The organism is Pseudomonas sp. NPDC086112 (assembly GCF_044746425.1).
Lineage (GTDB): Bacteria > Pseudomonadota > Gammaproteobacteria > Pseudomonadales > Pseudomonadaceae > Aquipseudomonas.
In genome coordinates this window covers 29,077-46,887 of record NZ_JBIVCD010000036.1, presented here as the reverse complement: position 1 = coordinate 46,887, position 17,811 = coordinate 29,077, and the positions used below count along the sequence as shown (strand labels likewise).

Genomic DNA, 17,811 nt, shown 5'->3' with positions numbered 1-17,811 from the left:
AAACCACTTACAACCGCTGAATCGTCACTGAACCCGCCACTCCCGCAGGCCCCGGCTGACCGTCGGCACCAGGACGACCGCTCTTGCCGCCATCGGCTTTATAGACGACGCAGCCCTTGGCCTTGCCGCCCGCGCCAGGTTTACCCCCCGGACCTGCCGCGCCACCAACCCCGCCTGCGACCTCGACCTTGATCTGCTGCGCAGGGTAATCACGCGGCACTTCCAGCCGAACCAGCGCTCCTGGCGCTCCCGGCTGGCCGTCACTGCCATTACTGCCATCGGCGCCGCGACCGGCCTGGCCCCAGGTACAACCCGGTGCTTGACCATTAGCCCCATCAAGGCCGACAAAACCTGGAGCACCCGCGCCACCGCGAGCGTCAACCGACAATTGCGGCGCGTTCAACGCTTTGATCTGCAAATCCAGATTGCGCCCGGAGCGAGCGGCCTTGAGGTAAGTCCCCGGCGCGCCACGTGCAGTGATCTGACTGCCTTCGGCCAATTCGGCACGGCTGACCTTCAACGCCAGAGCTTGTTCGCTCGGCACAATGGCAATCCGCGCGTCGCGCCCCAGGTGCAGCTCGCCGACCGTCACTTCGGTCACGTTCGAGGGAATCAGCAAAGTCCCGTAATCGGCGACTTCCAGCCGTTCCAGTTGCAAGGTACTGGTGGTGTTGGGCAAGCGCATCAGCGAGTTGGTTTCGACGCTCACCACCTGCGCGCAGGCCAATGGGCTGATAAATGCAGCGAGCAGACAGAGTTTACGCATGGGAGGCCTTCGAAGCGGCCGGGGCCGGAATGGTTTGCAGGTGGAAAACGCCGAAAAAGACAATCTTCAGGCGATCACGCCAAGGATGGGCTCGACCTTTGAGGCTGCGATTGCAGAACACCAGCTCCAGAAGATGGAGCCCTGCCAACACAGTGCCTGCAAAATTGATCAGCAGGTGAAACGGATGAATAAATGGTATGAGCAGATTGGCCAGCGCCACCAGCCAGAACAGCAGGGTCAACAACTTCCCCAGCCCCCAAAACACCTTCATACGCTCCTCCGTTGAGAATTATTCTTTGCACGCACAGTAACGGCTTCCACGCGGGATAAGCCAGAGGGCAACAAAAAATTCTTCCCGAAGGTCGCGGATTGGCCGCCGGATCAACCCGAATCGTTGCCCGACGGCTCTATCACGCGGTTATTAGTCACAGAGCTTAGCGATTGATGTGCAATTCCACGCGGCGGTTTTGCGCCCGTCCTTCTTCCGTGTCGTTATCGGCCACCGGCTGGCTTTCGCCCCGGCCTTCGCTGGTGAGTTTGTCTGGCGCGACTCCCTGGCTCAACAGGTAGGCCGCGACGCTGCTGGCACGACGTTCCGACAGTTTCTGGTTATAGGCGTCCGAACCCTGGCTGTCGGTATGACCGATGACTTTAATGCTCACCACATCGGTGTTCTGCAATTTGGCCATCAACGAATCCAGCTCACTGCGCGCTTGGGGCATCAGCTCGGATTGGTTGTAAGCGAACAGCACGTTGCCGTTCAGGGTGATGACTTCGGAGACCGGTGCTTCAACAGGTTTCACGCTGGCCGGGTATTGCGGCAGCGGGCAACCGTGATGTTCGACAGGGGTATCGGCAGGCGTATCGGGGCAACGATCACGTCGATCGAAGACGCCATCATCGTCTTCATCGCCATCCTGGGCGTAACAGATCAGGCCACCGGTCAAGATCCCGAGCGCTGCCCCACCCGCTGCCCAGGCACTACTTTCGATCGCGCCCAAACCACCGCCGACCAGTCCACCCAGGACGCTGCAGATCGGCCAGGTACGTTGATTGAGGGGGGCGGTGCCATCGCTGTGAGTCGCACAACCGGTCAGAAGACTGCCAAGCAGCAGAACCGGCAAGACGGTCCTTGTGAGAACGCTCATTGTGAATGCTCCTGTGTCACCGGCCCATACCGGTCACACAGGAGTAAAGACCCGCATCCGCGACTGTACAAGCCGCGGAACGGGAGAGGCCTAGCGGTTGATTTTGATTTCCGTGCGCCGATTCATCGAACGGCCGTCAGCGGTTTTATTATCGGCCACCGGTTGGCTTTCACCAGCACCGGTCACAGACACGAAACTGCTGCGTGGCACGCCTTGGGAAATCAGGTATTCCACCACTGAATGGGCGCGTCTATCCGACAGTTTCTGGTTGTAGGCATCACTGCCGACACTGTCGGTATGACCGGTGACGGTCAGTTGGGCGGTGGAGGATTCCTGTTTCAGGCGCGTGGCAATGGTGCTGAGTACGTCCTTATCGGCAGGGGTGAGCTTGGCCGAGTCGAACTGGAAGTGCACATCACGGATAACGATGACTTCTTCCTTGACCACCGCCGCCTCCTCGACCACCGGCGCAGGCGCAGGTGGAGGGCAGCCGTCGGCATCGACCCGCACGCCTTTAGGTGTACCCGGGCACTTGTCGCGGCTGTCCGGTACGCCATCGCCGTCTTCGTCGCCGTCACCATGCACCCAGCAATAAGCGGCTGCCGTGCCGCCGACCAGCAGCGCGCCATACCCCGCCCATGCCGAGCTTTCGGTCGCGCCGAGCCCCGCACCGATGACACCACCGACCGCCGCACAGGACGGCCAGTCGGTTTTCTGCAAACCTGCGCAACCAGTCAACACACTGGTTAGCAGAACCAAGGGTAATGCTGTCCGAATTATGCTCATCTAGTTCTTCTCCTGAGGGATCGGCTTAAAACCGATTCTAGGGAGTAAAGACCCGACTTTTAATCTCCGCCAGCAATAGGCCATTGCTGTTTTGCCCCGTGTTCACGGAAGATCGGCGCTTTTTGGTTAAACCCGCCAGAAGGGACGCTAGGCCCGGACGTTGGGGCAGGCTAATCTTGGCGCTCTGATTGAGGATCTTCGATGATTGCAGGTATTTCTTCGCGCACGCCCCAGCAGGCGTTGGCCGCTTTGCTTGATCGTTATGCCCCGGCGCGTCTGTTACTGATTGGCGCCAGCGAATTCCCCGCGCTTGAGGCATTCAAACTCGCACACCCGGACAGCATCGTCGCCTTTGCTGCACCCGGGCCACTGCCCGCCGAACTGGCGGCGCAACGGTTTGATCTGGCGCTGGTGGTCGATTGCCTCGAACATTTGCCCAAGCGCGACGGCCTGAATCTGCTCGGCGGGATACGCAACCTCAATGCCAGTCGCATTGCGGTGCTGGCCGACTTGCCGGCATGCGGTTGGCAGGAGACGGACTTTTTCTCCCTGGCGCTGCAAGCCAGTGAACGCTTCCAGCGCGATGATCAAGTACTGACCCTGTTCACCTATGATCTGCTTGACTATAAACAGGTGCCCGACTGGCTTAACTCACGCTTCTGGGCCAATCCGGAAAACTTCGGGAAATATTGGTGGTAACGCAATGAGTACATCCATTTGCCCTTGCGGTAGCGGCACGCTGCTCGATGCCTGCTGTGGCCATTACCACGCCGGCCACCCCGCCCCCAGCGCCGAAGTCTTGATGCGGTCGCGCTACAGCGCCTATGTACTGGGGTTGATTGACTATCTGGTAGCAACCACCCTGCCCGCACAACAGGCCGGCCTGGATCGCCAGTCGATCAGCGACTGGAGCGCCCAAAGCACCTGGCTGGGCCTGGAGGTGGAAAGTGCCGAAGTCTTCGGCGGTCAGCCAGAGCACGCTTTCGTCACCTTCACCGCTCGCTGGCACGACAGCAGCGGCGAACACAGTCACTGCGAACGTTCGTCATTCGTACAGAACGCCGGCCACTGGTATTTCATCGACCCCACCGTGTCACTCAAGGCCGGACGCAATGATGCGTGCCCGTGCGCCAGCGGGCAGAAGTTCAAGAAGTGCTGCGCGAGCTACTTTGGCGCTTGAGGTGATCCCTTTAGCAGCTGGCGAAGGCTGCGTTCGGCCGTAGCAGCTGTCGAGCTTGCGAGGCTGCGTTCGGCTGCGAAGCAGTCGTCAAACCAGAACTTGCGGTGCTTCAGGCAAACCGCGTCAGCCGGATTCACGACTGCTGCGCAGCCGAACGTAGCCTCGCCAAGGCTCGACAGCTGCTACAAAGGGAGAAACACGACCATGAACACCCGGCGGCGCACATTACAGCTGCTCACCCTGCTCCTGCTTTTGGGGCTCGGCGGCTGTGCGTCGTGGTTCGACGACGACTTGCCGGAGCCGCAGGTGCATCTGGTCAAGGTCGAGGTGGTCCGGGCCAAACTACTGGAGCAGAAATTCCTGCTGCATTTTCGCGTCGACAATCCCAATGACCAAGACCTGACGGTGCGTGCCCTGGAATATCGCATTCACTTGGGGGACATACTGCTGACCGAAGGCGAGTACGAACATTGGTTCACGGTCGGCCCCAAACGCAGTGCTTATTTTAAAGTACCGATCCGCACCAACCTGTGGCCGAAAGTCCGGGACCTGGTCAAGCTGCTGAAAAAACCCGACCAACCCATTCCCTATCGTCTGGAAGGTGAACTGGAAACCGGCTTATTCATCGCGCACTACGTGCACCTGGCGCGTAATGGCGTGATAATCGCCGCCGATCTAATTCCGGAGTAAGCCCGATGACCCAGCAACCTCATGTCCATGGCCCTGACTGCAACCACGATCATGACCATCACGATCACCATGATCACGACCATGGCCATGTCCACGGCCCGAACTGCGGCCACGCCCACCAGGAACCGGTGCGCAATGCCTTGAAAGACGTCGGCCGCAACGACCCTTGCCCATGCGGCAACGGCAAGAAATTCAAGAAGTGCCACGGCGCTTGATGCTTCGGGCGGATATCTTTTTCGCCTGTTGAATCGCCTTCGCGAGCAAGCCCGCTCCCACATTGGATCTGCTGTGTTCACACAATGTGTGACTGGCGCAGATCGAGTGTGGGAGCGGGCTTGCTCGCGAAGACGGCGGCACATTCACTATCAATCTGTCAGTTAAATCGCTTTCGCGGGCAAGCCTCGCTCCTACAGGTTTTCAGTCGTCGCTCAGGATTTGATCCGTACTGATCACCGTCGCATATTCGCCATGCAAATTACCCAGCGACATCGCATGCACTTCCTCGGCTGAATGAGCATTGCCAAAGTAATCCGCTTTATCGAAGGTAAAGCACGCATCCTCAGCAACCCACGCTTCAAACCCCAGATTCCCGGCCGTTCTCGCTGTGGACTCCACCGAGTTGTGGGTCGCCACGCCAACGATGATCAACTGATCGATCCCCGCCTCGCGCAAACGCGCCTCCAGCCCCGTGGAACAAAAGGCATCCGGCACTTGCTTCTGAATCAGGTACTCGTCAGCCAAGGGTTGAAAACGCTCCTGAAATTCCACCCCCGATTGCTGCGGCCAGAACACTGAATCCTCTGAGCGGGACAGGTGCTGCACATGAATCACCGGCCGCCCGGTTCGGCGCCAATGCCCCAACAATTCCAGGATGCGCGCTTCGGCCTGAGGGTTGTTTCGACGACCCAGTTTGGGATGCAGAATGCCTTTTTGTTGATCGATGATGATCAGCGCCGCGTTTGTCTTGAGCTCCATGCCGACTTTTCTCCTGCTGGGGCATTGAATTTCCCGCACTTCAGCATCACCTCTTCCTGCTGGCAAGCCATCAAACGCAAACAGGACGACCTGATGCCGGCGGTCGCTGTCCGTACCTGACGATATCTCTTGATTTGGAGTACTTCATGATCGACTTGTATTACTGGACCACCCCCAACGGGCACAAGATTTCGATATTCCTGGAAGAAGCCGGCCTGCCGTACAACGTTTACCCGATCAACATCAGCCAGAACGACCAGTTCAAACCCGAATTCCTGAAGATCTCGCCGAATAATAAAATCCCGGCCATCGTCGATCATGAGCCGGCCGATGGCGGTGAACCGTTGGCACTGTTCGAGTCGGGGGCGATTCTGCTGTACCTCGCGGAGAAAACCGGCAAGTTCCTGCCCAAGGATCTGCGCGGACGCCAGCAAGCGTTGCAATGGTTGTTCTGGCAGATGGGTGGACTGGGGCCAATGGCCGGGCAAAATCATCACTTCAGCCAATTCGCACCAGAGAAAATCCCCTACGCGATCAAGCGCTACATCGACGAAACCGCCCGCCTCTATGGGGTGCTCGACAAGCAACTGGCCAACGATGACTTTGTCGCCGGCAGCGAATACAGCATTGCCGACATGGCGATCTACCCGTGGATCGTTTCTCACAAGTGGCAAAGCCAGAACCTGGAAGACTTCCCCAACGTATTGCGCTGGTTCACCCACATCCAGAACCGCCCGGCGACGGTGAAGGCGTATGCGCTGGTGGCCAAGGTCAATCCGCCTAAATCCTGATAGAAGATCAAAAGATCGCAGCCTCGTTTCACTCGACAGCTCCTACACGGTTTTGCATGCCCTGTAGGAGCTGTCGAGTGAAACGAGGCTGCGATCTTTTTTGCGTTCCACAAACAATTCCTGAAATAACCCCATACCCCGCTTGCGCGGCTTCCTCCTGCTCACTAACGTAGCGCCTTTATTGCGTCACTACCCCCGCAGGAGCTTTGCCATGGCCTCGCCAGCCCTCACACATTTTCTTCCCCGGTTCGGCGTTGCCGCAGCAGTGGCCGGTGTTTTAAGCCTGACCGGTTGTCAGACCTGGAACACTCAAGACACCCTCCCGCCGACCTCCGGCGTGCAACCGCTCAAGGGCCTGGCGCAGAACGTTTCGATTCGGCGCAATGCCATGGGCATGCCGCTGATCGAGAGCAACAGCTTCCACGATGCGCTGTTCACCCTCGGTTACGTGCACGCCAGCGACCGCATCAGCCAAATGGTCACTCTGCGTTTGCTGGCCCAGGGCCGTCTGGCGGAGATATCCGGTTCGGACTTGCTCGACGCCGACCGCTACATGCGTGCGGTCAACCTGAAGAAAAGTGCGGGGGAGCTGTACAAAGCCTCTTCGCCGCGCCTCAAGCGTTTCTTCGAAGTCTATGCCCGTGGGGTCAACGCCTACCTGTTCCGCTACCGCGACAAACTGCCTGCGGACCTCGCAGCCACTGGCTACAAGCCTGAGTACTGGAAACCGGAAGATTCGGCGCTGATTTTCTGCCTGCTGAATTTCAGTCAATCGGCGAACCTGCCGGAAGAAATTTCCTCATTGATGCTGGCCCAGACAGTCAGTACCGACAAGCTGGCGTGGCTTGCACCGTCCGCTCCCGATGAAAAACTGCCAGTCGCAGAAGCGGAAAAACTTCAGGGCATCAAACTCAATGGGCAAATCCCGGGGCTGAGCGAAATCAGCAAAGCCACGGGCCAACTGTCCGACCTGAATCTGCTGGGCGCCACGTCTTCGAACAACTGGGCGATTGCCCCGCAGCGCAGCCGCAGCGGCAAAAGCCTGTTGGCCAGCGACAGCCATGGGCCGCTGGGCGTGCCGTCGCTGTTCAGCTACGTGCAGATTCGCGCGCCGAAATACCAGGCCTCCGGCGTGACCATTGCCGGGCTACCGATGGTGCTCGGTGGTTTCAACGGCAAAGTGGCGTGGAGCATGACCACGGTCATGGGCGACAACCAGGACCTGTTCCTGGAAAAAATCAAACGCCAGGGCAACGGCCTTTCCTACGAAGTCAGCGGCAAATGGCAGCCGGTGATCGTGCGCAACGAAACCTACTTCGTCAAAGGCCAGAAGCCGATTCGCGAAGCGGTGTACGAAACCCGCCACGGGTCGCTGCTCAACAGCGCCCAAGGCACCGCGTTGGCGAATGGTTTCGGCCTGGCCTTGCAGACGCCGAACTTCACCGACGACAAAACCCTGGATGCGTTTTTCGACCTGTCTCGAGCGCAGAGCGTCGAGAAAGCCTCGGACGCCAGCCGTGAAATACGCGCCATCGCCCTGAATCTGGTGTTTGCCGATGCCAGCAACATCGGTTGGCAAGTCACCGGTCGCTACCCGAACCGTCGCGAAGGCGAAGGCTTGCTGCCGTCGCCGGGCTGGGAAGGTCGTTACGACTGGGACGGTTACGCCGACCCGATGCTCCATCCGTATGACCAGGACCCGGCTCAAGGCTGGCTCGGCACCGCCAACCAGCGGGTCATTCCCCATGGCTACGGCATGCAGCTGTCCAATTCCTGGTCGGCGCCGGAGCGCGGTGAACGCATGGCCGAACTGGCGGGCGTCGGCAAACACGACACGCGTAGCCTGATCGCCATGCAATACGACCAGACCACCACCTTCGCTGCCAAGCTGAAGAAGATGTTTGAAGCACCGGGCATGTCCCAGCCACTCAAGCAAGCCATCGAAGCGTTGCCGGTGGCCGATCGCGGCAAGGCTCGCGAGGCTTATACGCGCTTGATGGCCTTCGACGGAAAACTCAGCCCGACCTCCGCCGACGCGGCGATCTACGAGCTGTTCCTGCAGGAAAGCACCCAGCAGATTTTCCTCGACGAACTGGGCCCGGAAAGCAGCCCGGCGTGGAAAGCCTTTATCGCCAACGGCAAGTTGTCCTACGCGGCGCAGGCCGATCATCTGCTGAGCCGTGAGGACAGTCCGTTCTGGGACGACCTGCGCACCTCACAGAAAGAAGACAAACCGGCGATTCTCGCCCGTAGCCTCGCGGCCGCGATCAGTGCGGGTGACAGCCAGTTAGGTGGCGATCACAAAGCCTGGCAGTGGGGCAAACTGCATCGCTACGAGTGGAAGAACGCCAGCGGCCAGACCGTGCGCGGTCCGCTGGCAGCCGGCGGCGACCACACCACGCTCAACACCGCCGCGTTCACCTGGGGCCAGGACTTCAACACCACGCTGGCGCCGGCCATGCGCTTTATCGTCGATTTCGGCAAGGCCGAACCACTGATGGGCCAGAACGGTAGCGGCCAGTCCGGCAACCCGGCCAGCGCGCACTATCTCGACAGCGTCGAGCCATGGCTCAAGGGGCAATACATCAGCCTGCCGATGCAGCCACAGAACTTTGACAAGGTGTATGGCAAGACGCGGTTGACGCTGACGCCTGGCAAGTAACCTCGAGTGGGACCGGGCTTGCTCGCGAAAGCATGCTGCCGGTCCCATTGATGTTGAATGTGCCGCCGTCTTCGCGAGCAAGCCCGCTCCCACATTTGATCGCATTCTTTCTGGCAGAACTCGATTGAATGTGGGAGCGGGCTTGCTCGCGAAAGCGGCCTGTTTAACGCCTCCATCTTCCCCAAAATAAATAGAACTTCTCGTCTCGCGCGAACCTCCTAGCTAACAGGCCTCTCCATTTGGGTAACAACATGGACCTTGTTATCGCTCGTCCTGAAGGTTTGTACTGCCCGCCCGGTGATTTCTATATCGACCCATGGCAGCCGGTCGAACGCTCGATCATCACCCACGCCCACAGCGACCATGCTCGCCATGGCAATCAACATTATCTGGCCGCGGCACCGGGTGCAGGCATCCTGCGTGCGCGTCTGGGCCGGGACATCAACCTGCAAACCTTGCCTTATGGCGAGCCATTGCTGCACCGCGGTGTAAAACTGAGTTTTCACCCCGCGGGCCACGTACTCGGCTCCGCCCAGGTACGTCTGGAATATGGCGGGGAAGTCTGGGTCGCCTCGGGGGATTACAAGACCGAGCCCGATGGCACCTGTGCGCCATTCGAACCGGTGCGTTGCCACACCTTCATCACAGAATCGACGTTCGGCCTGCCGATTTACCGCTGGCAACCCCAGACGCAGATCTTTGCCGAGATCAATCAGTGGTGGCGGGCCAATGCGGCGGCCGACAAGACCAGCGTGCTGTTCTGCTATGCCTTCGGCAAGGCCCAGCGGATTCTCCACGGCATCGATGCCAGCCTCGGCCCCATTCTGGTCCACGGCGCGGTTGAACCCATCAATCGGATTTATCGTCAGAGCGGCATTTATTTACCGCCAACGATCTATGCCGGCGACGTTAAAAAGCATGACCCGATGATGCGCAAGGCCTTGGTCCTCGCGCCTCCTTCGGCGGGTGCCAGCCCTTGGGTACGGCGTTTCGGTGATTACAGCGATGGCTTCGCCAGCGGTTGGATGCGCTTGCGCGGTACACGGCGCCGGCGCAGTGTGGACCGCGGTTTTGTGCTATCGGATCACGCCGACTGGCCCGGCCTGCTTTGGGCCATCGAACAAACCGGAGCCGAACGCGTGATCGTCACCCATGGTTCGATCGGGGTATTGGTGCGCTATCTGCGCGAACAAGGCCTGGATGCCATGAGTTTCAGCACCGAATATGGCGATGATGAAGAAACCACAGTCCTCGAACCCGAGAGCGCCGAGGTGCTGGCATGAAAGCCTTCGCCGACTTGTATGCCGAACTCGACGCCACCACCTCGAGCAACGCCAAACTGGCGGCGATGCAGAGCTATTTCGCCCAGGCCGCACCCGAAGATGCCGCTTGGGCGGTGTACTTTCTGTCCGGTGGGCGCCCTCGACAATTGGTGCCGGTACGAATGCTGCGGGAAATGGCCACAGCGTTTTCCGGGCTCCCACCCTGGTTGTTCGAAGAGAGTTATCAGGCCGTCGGTGATCTGGCGGAAACCATTTCGCTGGTGCTACCCGAAACGCACCACACCTCTACCGATGGGCTGGCGGTGTGGATTGAAGACAAACTGCTGCCGCTGCGTAACGCGCCCCCGCTAACCCTCGCCGAATGCTTGCCCGCCTTGTGGGCGCAACTGGATCGCCAGAGTCTGATGCTGTGCATCAAACTGATCACCGGCAGTTTCCGTGTCGGGGTCTCCAAATTGCTGGTTACCCGCGCCTTGGCGGCGATGGCTGGGCTCGACAGCAAACGCGTGGCCCAGCGGCTGGTGGGTTACACCGATTTGTCTAACCGCCCAAGCGCCGCCAGTTACCTGAAGCTGATCGCCCCCGAATCACCCAATGAGCATGCCCAACGGGGTGGTCAGCCCTACCCGTTTTTCCTCGCCCATGCGTTGTCGCACCCGGTCGAACAGTTCGAAAACCTGCTCGGACCGGCCAGCCAATGGCAAGTGGAATGGAAGTGGGACGGCATCCGCGCCCAGGTGGTCAAGCGTGACGGGCGCTTGTGGATCTGGTCGCGTGGTGAAGAATTGGTGAGTGACCGTTTCCCCGAACTGGACAGCCTGGTTTATGACTTACCCGACGGCACGGTGATTGACGGTGAAATCGTCGCCTGGAAAACCGCACAACCAGGCACCGAGGACGCCTTCGACCCGAAGTCGACGTCGTCACCCGCCGTGCAACCCTTCGCGCTGTTGCAACAGCGGATCAGCCGTAGAACGCTGAGCAGGAAAATCCTCGATGAGGTGCCCGTGGTGATCCTGGCCTATGACCTGCTGGAATGGCAGGGTGAGGATTGGCGTAACCAGACTCAAGCCACGCGCCGCACTCAGCTGGAGCAACTGATCCTCAACTGCGCAAACCCGGTATTAATGAGCTCGCCCGTGCTGACCGGCGAAGACTGGTTCGACCTTGGCCGTCAACGGGAAGCCTCCCGCAGACTGGGCGTCGAAGGCATGATGCTCAAGGCCCGCGATGCGCTGTATGGCGTCGGGCGGACCAAGGACATGGGCGTGTGGTGGAAATGGAAAGTCGACCCGTTCAGCGTTGATGCGGTGCTGATCTATGCCCAGCAGGGCCATGGCCGCCGGGCCAGCCTCTACACTGATTACACGTTCGCGGTGTGGGACGGTCCTCCCTCTGCCCGCGAGCGAACGCTGGTGCCTTTCGCCAAGGCTTACTCCGGGTTGACTGACGAAGAAATGCGTCAGGTCGACAGCATCGTACGCAAGACCACGGTGGAAAAATTCGGACCGGTGAGTAGTGTGAAACCGACTTTGGTGTTTGAGCTGGGATTCGAGGGTATTGCCCTGTCGAAGCGGCATAAGAGCGGGATTGCAGTGCGGTTCCCGAGGATGCTGCGTTGGCGGCAGGACAAGTCGGTGGAGGACGCTGACAACTTGGCGACATTGCAGGATTTGCTCGCCTGACCTGATTTCGGTGAGCTGATCCTGTAGGAGCGAGGCTTGCCCGCGAAGGCGTCCCCAGGTACGCCAAAAGCTTCGCGGGCAAGCCTCGCTCCTACAGACAGATTGGGCATTAGGACAAGCCCTCTCCCCACATTTAGCACCATCCTGGCGCAGGGATCTGGCGATGCCCGTTTTCGTGCATAAAATCCCGCTTTGCCGCTTCTTGTATTACCTTTTAAACGCTTGTTCGGGACTCTGGTTCGGAAATTGCTACTTTTAATAGGTCTTACGCTTTTCAGTAACAGTACTTCTGCGCCACAAGCGCTCATATTGGTTCTTAGGGATTGAATAATGAAAAAAGCATTGCTGACCCTTTCTGCACTGGCGTTGTGCATGGCTGCCGGCTCCGCGCTGGCCAAGGAATACAAAGAATTGCGTTTTGGCGTTGACCCTTCTTACGCGCCGTTCGAGTCCAAAGCAGCCGACGGTAGCCTGGTAGGCTTCGACATCGACCTGGGCAATGCCATTTGCGCCGAGCTGAAGGTCAAGTGCAAATGGGTCGAAAGCGATTTCGACGGCATGATTCCGGGCTTGAAAGCCAATAAATTCGACGGTGTGATCTCTTCGATGACCGTCACCCCGGCCCGCGAAAAAGTCATCGACTTCTCAAACGAGTTGTTCTCCGGCCCAACCGCTTACGTGTTCAAGAAAGGTTCCGGCCTGACCGAAGACGTCGCTTCGCTGAAGGGTAAAACCGTCGGTTACGAGCAAGGCACCATCCAGGAAGCGTACGCCAAAGCGGTGCTGGACAAGGCTGGCGTAAAAACCCAGGCCTATCAGAACCAGGATCAGGTGTATTCCGACCTGACTTCCGGCCGTCTCGATGCAGCGATCCAGGACATGCTGCAAGCCGAACTGGGCTTCTTGAAGTCGCCAAAAGGCACCGATTACGAAGTCAGCAAGCCAGTCGACAGCGAATTGCTGCCTTCCAAAACAGCGATCGGTATCTCGAAAGGTAACAAAGACCTCAAGGCACTTTTGGATAAAGGTATCAAAGCGTTACACGACGATGGCACCTACGCCACCATTCAGAAGAAACACTTTGGCGATCTGAATCTGTACAGCGGCAAATAATGCCCGGCGCCCATCTCGCGATGGGCGCTTTTTTCACCCGATCAGGTTGCTGATTTATGTTCGAAAACCTATTACAAAACCTGGGGCTCTCAGCCTTCAGCCTCCAGGGCTTCGGTCCGTTGCTGATGGAAGGCACCTGGATGACCATCAAATTATCGGTGTTGTCGCTGTTGGTGGCCGTTTTGCTCGGCTTGCTGGGCGCCAGTGCCAAGCTGTCAAAAGTCAAACTGGTGCGGGTACCGGCCCAGCTCTACACCACGCTGATTCGTGGGGTGCCCGACCTGGTGCTGATGCTGCTGATCTTCTACAGTCTGCAAACCTGGCTGACCTCGTTTACCGACTTCATGGAATGGGAATACATCGAGATCAACCCGTTCAGCGCCGGGGTCATCACCCTGGGCTTCATTTATGGTGCGTACTTCACCGAAACGTTTCGCGGGGCGATCCTCGCCGTGCCACGGGGCCAGGTCGAAGCCGCCACCGCCTACGGCCTCAAACGCGGCCAGCGTTTTCGTTTCGTGGTGTTCCCGCAAATGATGCGCTTCGCCCTGCCGGGTATCGGCAACAACTGGATGGTGATGCTCAAGGCCACCGCGCTGGTCTCGATCATCGGCCTGGCCGACTTGGTCAAAGCCGCGCAGGACGCCGGTAAAAGCACTTATCAACTGTTCTATTTCCTGGTGCTGGCTGCGCTGATTTACCTGCTGATCACCAGCGCCTCCAACGTCGTCCTGCGCTGGCTCGAACGCCGCTACGCCGCTGGCTCCCGGGAGGCCGTACGATGATCGAACTCTTGCAGGAATACTGGAAACCCTTCCTTTATACCGACGGTTACAACATCACCGGCCTGGCCATGACCCTGTGGCTGCTCAGCGCTTCGATCTTCATCGGCTTTCTGGCGTCGATCCCGCTGTCCATCGCCAGGGTTTCGCCCAAGATCTACATCCGCTGGCCAGTGCAGTTTTACGTCTACCTGTTCCGGGGTACACCGCTGTATATCCAGCTGCTGATTTGCTACACCGGTATCTACAGCCTGGCGGCCGTGCGCGCCCAGCCGGTCCTCGATGCGTTCTTTCGCGATGCGATGAACTGCACGATCCTGGCCTTTGCCCTGAACACCTGCGCCTACACCACGGAGATCTTCGCCGGGGCGATTCGCAGCCTGCCTCACGGAGAAATCGAAGCGGCCAAGGCTTACGGCCTGTCAGGCTGGAAGCTCTACGCCTACGTGATCATGCCGTCAGCCCTGCGTCGCTCGTTGCCCTATTACAGCAACGAAGTGATTCTGATGCTGCACTCGACCACCGTGGCGTTCACCGCGACCATCCCGGATGTATTGAAAGTCGCTCGCGATGCGAACTCTGCGACCTTCCTGACATTCCAGTCGTTCGGCATCGCCGCGCTGATCTACCTGACCGTTACCTTTGCGCTGGTCGGCCTGTTCCGTCTCGCCGAACGCCGATGGCTGGCCTTCCTCGGGCCGACTCACTAGGACAACTCGTACATGCGCCACCAGATTCATGACCTGCTGGCCCCGCTGCCGGGGACCGTGCGACAGATTCACAGTTTCCACTTCGGCCCGTCGTCGGCCAAAGGCAAGATTTACATTCAGTCCTCCCTGCATGCCGATGAATTGCCTGGCATGCTGGTGGCCTGGCACCTCAAGCGACGTCTGGCGGAGCTGGAAGCCGCCGGCCGGCTGCGCAGCGAAATCGTACTGGTGCCCGTGGCCAACCCGGTCGGCCTGGAACAAGTGTTGATGGACGTTCCACTGGGCCGCTACGAGCTGGAAAGCGGGCAGAACTTCAATCGCTGGTTCGTCGACTTGAGTGAAGAAGTCGGCAACGAGATCGAAGGCCTGCTCGGCGACGATCCGCAATGTAACCTCGAACTGATCCGCGACAGCCTGCGCAAGGCGTTGGCGCGGCAGACCGCAGGCACTCAACTGCAATCCCAGCGCCTGACCCTGCAACGGCTGGCCTGTGATGCAGACATGGTGCTGGACCTGCATTGCGATTTCGAAGCCGTGGCGCACCTTTACACCACGCCCGAGGCCTGGCCGCAGGTCGAGCCGCTGGCGCGCTACATCGGTTCCGAAGCCAGCCTGCTGGCCACCGACTCGGGTGGCCAATCGTTCGATGAATGCTTCACTCTGCTCTGGTGGCAGTTGAAAGAGCGCTTCGGCGAGCAGTTCGAGATTCCGCTGGGCAGTTTTTCAGTCACTGTCGAATTACGCGGCCAAGGTGACGTCAATCACCCGCTGGCCAGCCTCGACAGCCAGGCGCTGATCGATTATCTGATTCATTTCGGCGCGATTGCCGGTGAGCCGGCGCCATTACCGGAACTGCCCTACCCGGCCACCCCGCTGGCCGGCGTTGAACCGGTGGCGACGCCGGTGGGCGGGCTGCTGGTGTTCACGGCCCTGCCCGGGGAATACCTGGAGGCCGGACAACTGATCGCCGAAGTCATCGACCCGATCAATGATCGCGTCACCCCTGTTCATTGCACCGCCGCCGGGCTGATGTACGCCCGTTCGCTGCGACGCATGGCCACTGCCGGCATGGTGATCGCCCACGTCGCGGGCACCGAAGCCTATCGCAGTGGCTACCTACTTTCGCCTTGAGGATGCATGCCCCATGTACAAACTGACCATTGAAGGCCTGCATAAAAGCTATGGCGAGCATCAGGTGCTCAAAGGCGTTTCGCTCAAGGCCAAGACCGGCGACGTCATCAGCCTGATCGGCGCCAGCGGCTCGGGTAAAAGCACCTTTTTGCGCTGCATCAACTTTCTCGAACAACCCAACGACGGTGCCATGAGCCTGGATGGCCAGACGATCCGCATGATCCACGACCGTCACGGCATGCGCGTGGCCGATGCAGATGAGCTGCAGCGGATTCGCACCCGCCTGGCTATGGTGTTCCAGCACTTCAACCTGTGGAGCCACATGACGGTGCTGGAAAACATCACCATGGCCCCGCGCCGGGTCTTGGGTTGCAGCAAGCAAGAGGCCGAAGACCGTGCCCGACGTTACCTCGACAAGGTTGGCCTGGCGGCGCGCGTAGCGGATCAGTACCCGGCGTTCCTGTCGGGCGGCCAGCAACAACGGGTAGCCATTGCCCGTGCACTGGCCATGGAACCGGAAGTCATGCTGTTCGACGAACCGACCTCGGCGCTCGACCCGGAACTGGTGGGCGAAGTGCTCAAGGTCATCCAGGGCCTGGCCGAAGAAGGCCGGACCATGATCATGGTCACCCACGAAATGAGCTTCGCCCGTAAGGTATCGAGCCAGGTGCTGTTCCTGCACCAGGGGCTGGTGGAAGAAGAAGGCGCGCCGGAAGACGTGCTGGGCAACCCGAAGAGCGAGCGGTTGAAGCAGTTCCTCAGCGGCAACCTGAAGTAACTTCCGCCCTTGTAGGAGCGAGGCTTGCCCGCGAAGGTGTCGGCACATTGCGCATTGATATGACTGGAAGGACGCCTTCGCGGGCAAGCCTCGCTCCTACAGAAATCAGGTTGTCCCACAGGCATCAGACAACAGGCGCGGGAGGCGGCTCATCCGGCAGGGTGGGCTCCCCGGGTTCTGTCGGATCTTCATTGGGTGTGTCGGGATCAGGCTGATGGGGGATGCCCCCTGCCATGACGGGCGGATGTGCCAACAAGGACCAGGCCAGCACGCCAACCTGATTGGGCTCAAGCCTTGCCAGTTCGGCACTTATTCGCGGATCGATCTTCATGAAGCACTCCTGAGCGATGGCCCGATCCGCCTTGCGCGAATCGGAGCAGTACATTCCATAGAGTGTACGCCCGCTCAGGAATTCCAACGGCTTGTCAGACGGCTGACTCAGGTACGCGGCAGGGTCACGCCACGCTGCCCCTGATACTTGCCGCCACGGTCCTTGTAGGAGACTTCGCACTCTTCGTCCGACTCAAGGAACAACATCTGCGCCACGCCTTCGTTCGCGTAGATTTTCGCCGGCAGATTGGTGGTGTTGGAGAACTCCAGGGTCACGTGACCTTCCCACTCAGGCTCGAGCGGCGTGACGTTGACGATGATGCCGCAACGCGCGTAGGTGCTTTTACCCAGGCAAATGGTCAATACGTTACGCGGGATGCGGAAGTATTCGACGGTGCTGGCCAGAGCGAAGGAGTTCGGCGGAATGATGCACACGTCGCTGTGGATGTCGACGAAGCTGCCAGCATCGAAGTTTTTCGGGTCGACGATCGCCGAATTGATGTTGGTAAACACCTTGAAGTGATTGGTGCAACGCACATCGTAGCCGTAGCTGGACACGCCGTAGGAGATCACACGGCTATCGTCGCTACCGCGCACCTGGCGCTCGACGAAAGGCTCGATCATGCCGTGTTCCTGCGCCATGCGGCGAATCCACTTGTCCGATTTGATGCTCATGGCGGGTGTCCTGAATAGCGAGGTAGAAAAATTCTGTCCGGCATCTTACCGGGCAGGCGCGCCGGGTTCAAAGTCCGGGAGACAATTCTCGCCGATCCCCCGTGAATCCCGGGTCTTCACCGCCATTCAATGCACCGTCAGTCATGAAAACAGAGAAACCTTCGCAAGAAACATTGGCACGTTCCGGAAAAAGGGTTAAGGTGGCGCCACTGTGCTGCTTGTGTCACTGAGAATCTCTACACGATATGTTGAATTTCGATCCAACCATCTACAAGAATTTGTCCTGCTCTTTGCACTCAGTCTCGGCCAGGGTTCTTCCTGCGTCG

20 protein-coding genes are annotated in these 17,811 nt (G+C 59.3%); 13 read left to right on the top strand and 7 right to left on the bottom strand.

The annotated features are described in order from the left end of the window. Positions 1-7: 7 nt before the first annotated feature. From ACIPLA_RS21890 to ACIPLA_RS21875, 4 genes are all read right to left on the bottom strand, one after another. Positions 8-766 (bottom strand): collagen-like protein, encoded by a 759-nt coding sequence (locus ACIPLA_RS21890; protein ID WP_218398345.1) that lies wholly within the window; start codon positions 764-766, stop codon positions 8-10. Continuing rightward, the gene (locus ACIPLA_RS21885; protein WP_218398347.1) at positions 759-1,037 is read right to left on the bottom strand and encodes a DUF1145 domain-containing protein; all 279 of its coding nucleotides are present in this window, start codon (positions 1,035-1,037) and stop codon (positions 759-761) included. Before ACIPLA_RS21885 ends, ACIPLA_RS21890 begins: the two co-directional genes overlap by 8 nt. 163 nt (positions 1,038-1,200) lie before the next feature. Next, complete coding sequence (locus tag ACIPLA_RS21880; RefSeq protein WP_008072767.1) at positions 1,201-1,914, bottom strand: OmpA family protein; 714 nt, start codon at positions 1,912-1,914, stop codon at positions 1,201-1,203. 90 nt (positions 1,915-2,004) lie between these two features. Further along, positions 2,005-2,700: an OmpA family protein gene (locus tag ACIPLA_RS21875; protein ID WP_218398349.1), complete on the bottom strand. Its 696-nt coding sequence runs from the start codon at positions 2,698-2,700 to the stop codon at positions 2,005-2,007. 201 nt (positions 2,701-2,901) lie between these two features. Between ACIPLA_RS21875 and ACIPLA_RS21870 the strand changes: the two genes are divergently transcribed. The 4 genes from ACIPLA_RS21870 (at position 2,902) to ACIPLA_RS21855 (ending at position 4,785) form a co-directional block, all read left to right on the top strand. Further along, the gene (locus tag ACIPLA_RS21870) at positions 2,902-3,399 is read left to right on the top strand and encodes a DUF6231 family protein (protein ID WP_123499293.1); all 498 of its coding nucleotides are present in this window, start codon (positions 2,902-2,904) and stop codon (positions 3,397-3,399) included. A 4-nt stretch (positions 3,400-3,403) separates the two neighbouring features. Beyond that, on the top strand, positions 3,404-3,880 hold the full coding sequence (locus ACIPLA_RS21865) for a YchJ family protein (protein WP_401175855.1): 477 nt from the start codon (positions 3,404-3,406) through the stop codon (positions 3,878-3,880). 204 nt (positions 3,881-4,084) lie between these two features. Continuing rightward, on the top strand, positions 4,085-4,570 hold the full coding sequence (locus tag ACIPLA_RS21860) for an LEA type 2 family protein (RefSeq protein ID WP_218398353.1): 486 nt from the start codon (positions 4,085-4,087) through the stop codon (positions 4,568-4,570). A gap of 5 nt (positions 4,571-4,575) precedes the next feature. Further along, positions 4,576-4,785, top strand: coding sequence for an SEC-C metal-binding domain-containing protein (locus tag ACIPLA_RS21855; RefSeq protein ID WP_007906737.1), 210 nt, complete (start codon positions 4,576-4,578; stop codon positions 4,783-4,785). Between the two features lie 202 nt (positions 4,786-4,987). Here the strand turns inward: ACIPLA_RS21855 and ACIPLA_RS21850 are convergent, their stop codons facing one another. Further along, entirely contained in the window at positions 4,988-5,545 is a 558-nt protein-coding gene (locus tag ACIPLA_RS21850; protein WP_218398355.1) for a cysteine hydrolase family protein, read from the bottom strand. A 146-nt stretch (positions 5,546-5,691) separates the two neighbouring features. Here ACIPLA_RS21850 and ACIPLA_RS21845 point away from each other — a divergent pair, with 146 nt between their 5' ends. From ACIPLA_RS21845 to ACIPLA_RS21805, 9 genes are all read left to right on the top strand, one after another. Then, positions 5,692-6,336, top strand: a complete 645-nt coding sequence (locus ACIPLA_RS21845; RefSeq protein WP_218398357.1) for a glutathione S-transferase N-terminal domain-containing protein — start codon at positions 5,692-5,694, stop codon at positions 6,334-6,336. Between the two features lie 211 nt (positions 6,337-6,547). Further along, the gene (locus ACIPLA_RS21840; RefSeq protein ID WP_401175849.1) at positions 6,548-8,998 is read left to right on the top strand and encodes a penicillin acylase family protein; all 2,451 of its coding nucleotides are present in this window, start codon (positions 6,548-6,550) and stop codon (positions 8,996-8,998) included. 251 nt (positions 8,999-9,249) lie between these two features. Then, complete coding sequence (locus ACIPLA_RS21835; protein ID WP_401175846.1) at positions 9,250-10,281, top strand: ligase-associated DNA damage response exonuclease; 1,032 nt, start codon at positions 9,250-9,252, stop codon at positions 10,279-10,281. Continuing rightward, entirely contained in the window at positions 10,278-11,966 is a 1,689-nt protein-coding gene (locus ACIPLA_RS21830; RefSeq protein WP_401175844.1) for an ATP-dependent DNA ligase, read from the top strand. The genes ACIPLA_RS21835 and ACIPLA_RS21830 overlap by 4 nt, the downstream gene beginning before the upstream one ends. 330 nt (positions 11,967-12,296) lie before the next feature. Next, complete coding sequence (locus ACIPLA_RS21825; RefSeq protein WP_401175841.1) at positions 12,297-13,079, top strand: transporter substrate-binding domain-containing protein; 783 nt, start codon at positions 12,297-12,299, stop codon at positions 13,077-13,079. Between the two features lie 56 nt (positions 13,080-13,135). Next, a complete protein-coding gene (locus tag ACIPLA_RS21820) occupies positions 13,136-13,864 on the top strand; it encodes an ABC transporter permease (RefSeq protein ID WP_218398364.1) in 729 nt (242 codons plus the stop codon). Next, positions 13,861-14,571, top strand: coding sequence for an ABC transporter permease (locus tag ACIPLA_RS21815; protein WP_218398366.1), 711 nt, complete (start codon positions 13,861-13,863; stop codon positions 14,569-14,571). The genes ACIPLA_RS21820 and ACIPLA_RS21815 overlap by 4 nt, the downstream gene beginning before the upstream one ends. Positions 14,572-14,583: 12 nt before the next feature. Beyond that, the gene (locus ACIPLA_RS21810) at positions 14,584-15,702 is read left to right on the top strand and encodes a succinylglutamate desuccinylase/aspartoacylase family protein (protein WP_218398369.1); all 1,119 of its coding nucleotides are present in this window, start codon (positions 14,584-14,586) and stop codon (positions 15,700-15,702) included. 13 nt (positions 15,703-15,715) lie between these two features. After that, positions 15,716-16,480 (top strand): ABC transporter ATP-binding protein, encoded by a 765-nt coding sequence (locus ACIPLA_RS21805; protein WP_123499321.1) that lies wholly within the window; start codon positions 15,716-15,718, stop codon positions 16,478-16,480. Between the two features lie 124 nt (positions 16,481-16,604). Here the strand turns inward: ACIPLA_RS21805 and ACIPLA_RS21800 are convergent, their stop codons facing one another. Further along, positions 16,605-16,811, bottom strand: coding sequence for a hypothetical protein (locus tag ACIPLA_RS21800; protein ID WP_218398371.1), 207 nt, complete (start codon positions 16,809-16,811; stop codon positions 16,605-16,607). Positions 16,812-16,918: 107 nt separating this feature from the next. After that, positions 16,919-17,485 (bottom strand): dCTP deaminase, encoded by a 567-nt coding sequence (dcd, locus tag ACIPLA_RS21795; protein ID WP_007904652.1) that lies wholly within the window; start codon positions 17,483-17,485, stop codon positions 16,919-16,921. Positions 17,486-17,811 lie beyond the last annotated feature (326 nt).

Bases quoted from the DNA above. Each gene is read 5' to 3' on its own strand.
- ACIPLA_RS21870 (WP_123499293.1), top strand. From the start codon at position 2,902: ATGATTGCAGGTATTTCTTCGCGCACGCCCCAGCAGGCGTTGGCCGCT.
- ACIPLA_RS21830 (WP_401175844.1), top strand. From the start codon at position 10,278: ATGAAAGCCTTCGCCGACTTGTATGCCGAACTCGACGCCACCACCTCG.
- ACIPLA_RS21890 (WP_218398345.1), bottom strand. From the start codon at position 766: ATGCGTAAACTCTGTCTGCTCGCTGCATTTATCAGCCCATTGGCCTGC.
- ACIPLA_RS21810 (WP_218398369.1), top strand. From the start codon at position 14,584: ATGCGCCACCAGATTCATGACCTGCTGGCCCCGCTGCCGGGGACCGTG.
- ACIPLA_RS21805 (WP_123499321.1), top strand. From the start codon at position 15,716: ATGTACAAACTGACCATTGAAGGCCTGCATAAAAGCTATGGCGAGCAT.
- ACIPLA_RS21860 (WP_218398353.1), top strand. From the start codon at position 4,085: ATGAACACCCGGCGGCGCACATTACAGCTGCTCACCCTGCTCCTGCTT.
- ACIPLA_RS21845 (WP_218398357.1), top strand. From the start codon at position 5,692: ATGATCGACTTGTATTACTGGACCACCCCCAACGGGCACAAGATTTCG.
- ACIPLA_RS21820 (WP_218398364.1), top strand. From the start codon at position 13,136: ATGTTCGAAAACCTATTACAAAACCTGGGGCTCTCAGCCTTCAGCCTC.
- ACIPLA_RS21865 (WP_401175855.1), top strand. From the start codon at position 3,404: ATGAGTACATCCATTTGCCCTTGCGGTAGCGGCACGCTGCTCGATGCC.
- ACIPLA_RS21800 (WP_218398371.1), bottom strand. From the start codon at position 16,811: ATGAAGATCGATCCGCGAATAAGTGCCGAACTGGCAAGGCTTGAGCCC.
- dcd (WP_007904652.1), bottom strand. From the start codon at position 17,485: ATGAGCATCAAATCGGACAAGTGGATTCGCCGCATGGCGCAGGAACAC.
- ACIPLA_RS21875 (WP_218398349.1), bottom strand. From the start codon at position 2,700: ATGAGCATAATTCGGACAGCATTACCCTTGGTTCTGCTAACCAGTGTG.
- ACIPLA_RS21880 (WP_008072767.1), bottom strand. From the start codon at position 1,914: ATGAGCGTTCTCACAAGGACCGTCTTGCCGGTTCTGCTGCTTGGCAGT.
- ACIPLA_RS21815 (WP_218398366.1), top strand. From the start codon at position 13,861: ATGATCGAACTCTTGCAGGAATACTGGAAACCCTTCCTTTATACCGAC.
- ACIPLA_RS21885 (WP_218398347.1), bottom strand. From the start codon at position 1,037: ATGAAGGTGTTTTGGGGGCTGGGGAAGTTGTTGACCCTGCTGTTCTGG.
- ACIPLA_RS21840 (WP_401175849.1), top strand. From the start codon at position 6,548: ATGGCCTCGCCAGCCCTCACACATTTTCTTCCCCGGTTCGGCGTTGCC.
- ACIPLA_RS21855 (WP_007906737.1), top strand. From the start codon at position 4,576: ATGACCCAGCAACCTCATGTCCATGGCCCTGACTGCAACCACGATCAT.
- ACIPLA_RS21825 (WP_401175841.1), top strand. From the start codon at position 12,297: ATGAAAAAAGCATTGCTGACCCTTTCTGCACTGGCGTTGTGCATGGCT.
- ACIPLA_RS21835 (WP_401175846.1), top strand. From the start codon at position 9,250: ATGGACCTTGTTATCGCTCGTCCTGAAGGTTTGTACTGCCCGCCCGGT.
- ACIPLA_RS21850 (WP_218398355.1), bottom strand. From the start codon at position 5,545: ATGGAGCTCAAGACAAACGCGGCGCTGATCATCATCGATCAACAAAAA.